The 6,960-nt window shown below is 67.8% G+C and carries 5 protein-coding genes; 2 read left to right on the top strand and 3 right to left on the bottom strand.

What is annotated here, in order from left to right:
• Positions 1 to 39: 39 nt before the first annotated feature.
• Both katG and ACFWPX_RS04625 read right to left on the bottom strand, forming a co-directional pair.
• Positions 40 to 2,268 carry a catalase/peroxidase HPI gene (gene katG / locus ACFWPX_RS04630; RefSeq protein ID WP_378926039.1) on the bottom strand — a complete coding sequence of 743 codons (2,229 nt, stop codon included), beginning with the start codon at positions 2,266 to 2,268 and terminating at the stop codon, positions 40 to 42.
• Positions 2,269 to 2,279: 11 nt separating this feature from the next.
• On the bottom strand, positions 2,280 to 2,714 hold the full coding sequence (locus ACFWPX_RS04625) for a Fur family transcriptional regulator (protein WP_378926037.1): 435 nt from the start codon (positions 2,712 to 2,714) through the stop codon (positions 2,280 to 2,282).
• A 126-nt stretch (positions 2,715 to 2,840) separates the two neighbouring features.
• On the opposite strand from ACFWPX_RS04625, the gene ACFWPX_RS04620 reads away from it, so the two are divergent.
• Positions 2,841 to 3,362, top strand: coding sequence for a hypothetical protein (locus ACFWPX_RS04620; RefSeq protein WP_378914301.1), 522 nt, complete (start codon positions 2,841 to 2,843; stop codon positions 3,360 to 3,362).
• A gap of 107 nt (positions 3,363 to 3,469) precedes the next feature.
• A complete protein-coding gene (locus ACFWPX_RS04615) occupies positions 3,470 to 4,516 on the top strand; it encodes a fused (3R)-hydroxyacyl-ACP dehydratase subunits HadA/HadB (RefSeq protein ID WP_378926035.1) in 1,047 nt (348 codons plus the stop codon).
• A gap of 34 nt (positions 4,517 to 4,550) precedes the next feature.
• On the opposite strand, the gene ACFWPX_RS04610 is transcribed toward ACFWPX_RS04615, so the two are convergent.
• Entirely contained in the window at positions 4,551 to 6,746 is a 2,196-nt protein-coding gene (locus ACFWPX_RS04610; RefSeq protein ID WP_378926034.1) for a molybdopterin oxidoreductase family protein, read from the bottom strand.
• Positions 6,747 to 6,960 lie beyond the last annotated feature (214 nt).

Genomic DNA, 6,960 nt, shown 5'->3' with positions numbered 1-6,960 from the left:
GCGACGCACAGTGCGCCGCAGGGTGTTTCGCTGGCCGGATCAGGCGGTGATGTCGAACCGGTCCAGGTTGCTCACCTTGGTCCACGCGGCGACGAAGTCGTGGACGAACTTCTCCTTCGCGTCGTCGGTCGCGTAGACCTCGGCCACGGCTCGCAGCTGCGAGTTGGAGCCGAACACCAGGTCCACCCGGCTACCGGTCCAGGTGACGGCGCTGGAGGCGCGGTCGCGACCTTCGTAGACGTTGTCGTCGGTCGCCGACGGTGTCCACTCGGTACCCATGTCGAGGAGGTTGACGAAGAAGTCGTTCGTCAGCGCACCCGGGGTCTGGGTGAACACGCCGAGCGGCGAGGACTGGTAGTTCGCGCCGAGCACCCGCAGACCACCGATCAACACGGTCATCTCCGGCGCGCTGAGCGTGAGCAGGTTCGCCTTGTCGATGAGCAGGAACTCCGCGGGGATCTGCGCGTCCTTGGACACGTAGTTGCGGAACCCGTCGGCCGCCGTCTCGAGCGCGTCGAACGACTCGACGTCGGTCTGGGCCTGGGTCGCATCGGTGCGGCCGGGCGTGAACGGCACCGTGACCGGGAAACCGGCGGCCTGGGCTGCCTGTTCGACACCGACCGCACCGCCGAGGACGACCAGGTCGGCGAAGGACACCTGCGCACCGCCGGTGGCGTTGAACGTGTCCTGGATGCCTTCGTAGACCCGCACCACCTGGGCGAGCTCATCGGGCTGGTTGACCGCCCAGCCGGCCTGGGGCTGCAGCCGGATCCGGCCACCGTTGGCACCGCCGCGCTTGTCGCTGCCGCGGAACGACGAGGCCGCCGCCCACGCCGTCGTCACCAGCTGGGCGATGGACAGTCCGGCGGACTGGATCTGGCCCTTGAGGGTGGCGACCTCGGAGTCGCCGATGAGCGGGCCGTTCTGGGCGGGAACCGGGTCCTGCCAGAGCAGCTCTTCGGACGGGACCAGCGGGCCGAGGTAGCGCGCGACCGGGCCCATATCGCGGTGGGTCAGCTTGTACCAGGCGCGGGCGAACGCGTCGGCGAACTCCGCGGGGTTGTCCAGCCAGCGGCGGGTGATCGGCCCGTAGATGGGGTCGAGCCGCAGCGAGAGGTCGGTGGTCAGCATGACCGGTGCGCGCTTCTTGCCCGGGATGAACGGGTCGGGCACGGTGTCGGCGCCCGCGCCGTCCTTCGGGATCCACTGGTGCGCGCCCGCCGGGCTCAGCGTCTGCTCCCACTCGTACCCGTACAGGGTCTCGAGGAAGTTGTTGTCCCAGGTGATCGGTGTGCTGTTCCAGATGCCTTCCAGGCCACTGGTGATGGCGTCCTCGCCGACGCCGGTGCCGAAGCTGCTCTTCCAGCCCAGCCCCTGCAGTTCCAGCGGCGCGGCTTCCGGTTCGACACCGACCAGATCGGCGTCGCCCGCGCCGTGGGTCTTGCCGAAGGTGTGGCCGCCTGCGATCAGCGCGGCGGTCTCCTCGTCGTTCATCGCCATCCGGGCGAAGGTCTCGCGGATGTCGATGGCGGCGGCGATCGGATCCGGATTGCCGTTGGGGCCTTCGGGGTTGACGTAGATCAGGCCCATCTGGACCGCGGCGAGCGGACGCTCGAGGTTGCGTTCACCGGTGTAGCGTTCGTCGCCGAGCCAGGTGCGCTCGGGACCCCAGAACACGTCTTCCTCCGGCTCCCACGCGTCGACGCGGCCGCCACCGAAACCGAAGGTCTCGAAGCCCATCGACTCGAGGGCGACATTGCCGGTGTAGACGATGAGGTCGGCCCACGAGAGCTTGCGGCCGTACTTCTTCTTCACCGGCCACAGCAGGCGGCGCGCCTTGTCCAGGCTGGCGTTGTCGGGCCAGCTGTTGAGCGGGGCGAAGCGCTGCATGCCCGCGCCCGCGCCGCCGCGGCCGTCACCGACCCGGTAGGTGCCCGCGGAGTGCCAGGCCATCCGGATGAAGAACGGGCCGTAGTGGCCGAAGTCGGCGGGCCACCACGGCTGCGAGGTCGTCATGACCTCCTCGATATCGGCTTTCACCGCGGCCAGGTCGAGGGTGGCGAACTCGGCCGCGTAGTCGAAGTCTTCGCCCATCGGGTTCGCGACGGCCGGATTCTTCTGCAGGAGAGTGAGATTGAGTTGGTTCGGCCACCAGTCACGGTTGCTGCCACGCGCGTCGGTGGACGCGAACGGACGATGCATGACGGGGCAACCACTGTCACCGGGTTCCGTTTGGGCTTCCGCGATAGGTGGGTGTTCCTCGGGCACGGTGAATCCTTTCAGGAGAGTGATGGTGATGTCGTGCAGTCGGGGCACCTGCCCCAGTAGATGACCTCGGCCTCGTCGACGACGAAACCGCGGTCATCGGGGGGAGTCAGACAGGGCGCGTCGCCGACAGCGCACTCGACATCGACGATCACCCCGCAGGATCGGCACACCAGGTGATGATGGTTGTCACCGACGCGGGTCTCGTAGCGCGCGACGGTGCCCATCGGCTGGATCCGCCGGAGCAGTCCGGCGCTGGTGAGTGCCCGCAGTACGTCGTAGACGGCCTGCTGGCTGACGGCACCGAGGGTGTCTCTGACTCGGCTCAGAATGGTGTCCGTGTCGGCATGCGGATGCTGGTGCACTGCGGTGAGCACCGCCAGGCGTGGCGCGGTGACGCGCAGTGAGGCTGCGCGCAGCATCTGTTCGAAGTCCGATATTGTGGACACATTCCAGATTATGACTCATTCCAGAAATCGGGGCAAGGTTTCCGGGCTGACATTTTGCGCGTTTCGCGCGATACTTGGCGAGAAGGCCGGTCGGGGAGACCGGTCCATGAGTCCGGGGTGGGAACGATGTCGAATCGCCAATGGTATGCCGCGTCCGCGATCGCGGTGGCCGTTCTGGTAGCGGGCTGTGGGAGTTCGGGGGAGTCCGTCGGCGCCGCGCCGACGAGCGGTTCCGCGAAGGCGACCACGACGGTGCGCACCACCACCCCCGCGCCGCCGGTGCTGAATCGGCGCGGTGAGAACGGTGCGGTGGTGCAGCAGGACGGGCTGGTCGGTGCGGGCAAGCTCGACATCGTCAACGGCAACAGCGACGACTTCGCGGTCGTGGTGACCAACGGCGATCCCAAGAAGCCGCAGGCCACGATCTACGTGCAGGGCAATTCCAACGCCACGCTCAACGGTATCGACGGCACCTACTACGTCTATCTGAAGACCGGCAAGGATTGGGACGAGGCGGCGCTCGCCTTCACCCGCGAGCGCGAATTCCAGAAGTTCGACGACGCGTTCGACGGTGACTCCGACTGGGAGATCACGCTGCAGCCCTCGATCGGTGGCAACGCCAGCACCAGCGACGTACCCTCCTTCTGACCGCGGTGTGAGGCCACAGAACTGTGAACTGTGCCAAGGAATGCCCGGTCCGCCTGCGCGTCGACTAGCCTGCCGGGTGTCCGTTCCCCGAACGAAGGTGATTCATAGTGACTTCCGTCGTCGATGTCCCGCCCGTCGATGCCCCTGATACCGCGTCGAAGGTAGGGCACTACTACCGGGTCGAAGGCGTCTATGAGGTCGGTCGCGAGAAGATCCGCGAATACGCGCGCGCGGTTCAGGACTTCCATCCCGCGCACTGGGAGGACGAGGCGGCCGCCGCGCTCGGCTATTCGGGCCTGGTCGCGCCTCTGACGTTCGTCTCGATTCCGGCGATGGCGGCCAACAAGCTGCTGTTCGAATCGGTGGTCGTCGGCTACGACATGTTCGTGCAGACCGAGCAGGTCTTCGAACAGCACAAGCCGATCGTGGCCGGTGACCGTCTCGTGGTCGACGTGGAGCTGTCCTCGGTGCGCACGATCGCGGGCAAGGACCTGATCACCGTCACCAACACCTTCGTCGACGAACTCGGCGAGACCGTGCACATCATGCACACCACGGTCGTCGGTATCACCGGTGACGACGGGGTGGATCCCGCGATCACCGCCGCGGTGGAGAACATCATGCTCCACGGTGTGAGCATCTTCAGCGCCGACAAGAGCGCCGCCGTGGAGACCACCCTGCGTCCCGAGGGTGAGGTTCCGCTGTCCGTCGCGGGCGCCGCCCGCGTGCCGAACACCACGATGTCGTTCGACGAGCTCACCGTCGGCGACGAACTCCCGCTCCGCGATGCCCGCGTCTCGCGCGGTGACCTCGTCAATTACGCCGGCGTATCCGGCGATGGCAACCCGATCCACTGGGACGAGAAGATCGCCGCGATGGCGGGCCTGCCCGACATCATCGCCCACGGCATGCTCACCATGGGTGTGGGCGCGGGCTTCGTCTCCGCCTGGTCCGGCGACCCCGGCGCCGTCACTCGCTACGGCGTTCGCCTGTCGACCTACACGATCGTCGGCAGGGAGGGCGGCCAGGTCGAGTACACCGGCCGCGTGAAGTCGCTCGACCCGGCCACCCGCACCGCGGTCATCGCCATCATCGCGAAGTCCGGCGGTCGCAAGATCTTCGGCCTCGCCACCGCGAACCTGCGCTTTCGCTGATCCCGGCGCGGTGGACCCGAACTCGTGATCGGGTTCACCGCGGCGCGGTGGCGACCTCGGATCGCGGTGTGGCATCCGGGATTTCGGCCGCGACCGGCTGCACCCGCACCCACGTGCTGTTGACCGCCGACGCGCCCGAGAGCGGGTCGGTGCGTGCCGGGTCGTGCAGCAGGTTGACATTGACGCCCGGCAGCGCGGCCGCGACGGTCCAGCCCACCCCGGGTTCGCGATGCCCCCAGCCGTGCGGGATCGCGACCACGCCGGCGCGAATATCGTCGCTGATCTCCACCGGAGCCACGATCGAACCGACGGGTGATTCGATCGTCGCCGGATCACCGTCGGCGAGACCACGGGCGGCGGCGTCGTCGGGATGGATGAGCACGGTGCAGCGGTCGCGGCCCTTCACCAGCGACGGGATGTTGTGCAGCCAGGAGTTGTTGCTGCGCAGGTGACGTCGTCCGATGAGCTGGAGGTCGAAGCCGGACTCGGCCGCCGCGGTCGACTCGTCGAGGACCGTGCGCACCGCCGCCAGGAAATCCGGGGGCGCCAGGTGTGTCTTGCGGTCGCTGGTGCCGATCAGTTCGGGCAGCCGTGGCCGCAACGGGCCGAGATCGACACCGCCCGCCGCGTCACGAATCCTTTTGAGCGTCAACCCGTTTCGTCCGCGCCGCAGGACGCCGTAGGGGCCTGTCGCGACGGCAGCTGCCGTCAATCGCAGTGGGCTGACCTGTTCGAACGCGGCGTTGAGCGCGCGTCCGGTGAGCTTTCGCACCGGCAGCGGCACCAGTTCGGTCACCAGCCGGGCCAGGATCTGCCAGTCCTCCAGCCCATCGGCCGGCGGATCGAAAACCTTGGCGTCGTAGCGGGCGTTGTTGCGAACGCTGAAAATCGGGAACAGCAGGCTCAGTTCCTCGCGTTCCAGCGCCGAGACGGGCGGCAGGATGAAATCGGCGTGCCGGGTCGTCTCGGTGACGTACATGTCGACAGCCACGTAGAAATCCAGTGATTCCAGCGCGGTATCGAGCTTGTCCGCCTGCGGTGTCGAGAGCACCGGATTGCCCGCGTAGGTGATCATCGCCTTGATCTGGCCCGGTCCGGCGGTGAGGATCTCCTCGGCGAGCACCGCGACGGGCAGTTCGCTGCGGAACGACTTGTGCGCGCCGGAGCGGTCGGTCCACGCGCCGTGGCCCATCGGCAGGTACTTCGCGTACCGGGCGGCGTCGACGACGGGGGTCGCGAACATCTGACCGCCCGCGCGATCGAGATTTCCGGTCACCGCGTTGATCGTGTTGACCAGCCAGTGGGTGAGCGTGCCCGTCACCTGCTGACACACCCCGATCCGCGCGTACACCACCGCCGACGGCGCCGCCGCGTGGTCACGGGCCAGCCGCCTGATGGTGTCGGCGTCGACGCCGGCCAGTGGTGCCATCCGTTCCGCGGTGGTGTCGGCGACCAGCTCGGTGAGCTCGTCCCAGCCGGTGCAGAGCGCGCGCACCGCCCGTTCGTCGCACAGTTCTTCGGTGACCAGCACATGCAGCATCGCGAGCAGCAGATAGACATCGCCGCCGGGACGGACCGCCACGTGTTCGTCTGCCAGCCGGGCCGTTTCGGTGCGGCGCGGGTCGATCACGACGACGGTGCCGCCACGGGCGCGGACTGCCTTGATGCGCGATTTCGCGCCGGGCATGGTGGTGATCGATCCGTTGGATACCGCGGGATTGGCGCCGAGTACCACCAGCCGGTCGGTGCGGTCGATATCGGTGATCGGCATGAGAACGTTCGAACCGAACATCCGCCACGCGACGAATTCCTGCGGGAACTGATCGATCGAGGACGCGGAGAAGAAGTTGCGGGTGAGCAGGACGGCCCGGAGCAGCGCTCCGTACATCACCGAGGAGCTGTGCGCGGCCGGGTTGCCGATGTACATCCCGATGGCGCTGGGACCGTGCGCCGACCGCACCGCGCGTAAACGCTGCCCGATCTCGCGGAATGCCTCGTCCCAGCCGACCGGTTGGAAGGTGTCGCCGACGCGGCGCATCGGTGTCCGCAGCCGGTCCGGATCGTGGTGCAGACCGCCCATGGCCGTCGCCTTCGGGCAGATGTAGCCCTTGGACAGCACGTCGTCCGGATTCCCTTCGATGCGGGTGACCCGCGAATCCTCGACCGTGACCAGAATTCCACAGTGTGCCTCGCACAATGTGCACTGCCGTGCAATGGTCGTGCTGTCCACAGCTTTCCCACCCTCCGCTGAATGCGCTCACACCACGGTAGCGCGACCGGAGGGCTCGGCAGATCCGTCTACGGTCGGATTTCCGCGCAGCCGGACCCCGCTCGAACGTCATCTTCGACTCCGCGGTTCCCGACCGTGCGACCTGGGGCTGAGCGGGCCGGACGGGGGGGGGGGGCCCGGGGGGCCGCCCGCGGCACGCGCCTGTTCCCAGACC

Source organism: Nocardia sp. NPDC058518, assembly GCF_042719655.1.
Classification (GTDB): domain Bacteria; phylum Actinomycetota; class Actinomycetes; order Mycobacteriales; family Mycobacteriaceae; genus Nocardia.
The sequence above is the reverse complement of the archived record's forward strand: the minus strand, read 5'-3'. Positions and strand labels throughout refer to the sequence as shown.

Coding starts and splice junctions, on each gene's coding strand:
- ACFWPX_RS04620 (WP_378914301.1), top strand. CDS start 2,841: ATGTCGAATCGCCAATGGTATGCCGCGTCCGCGATCGCGGTGGCCGTT.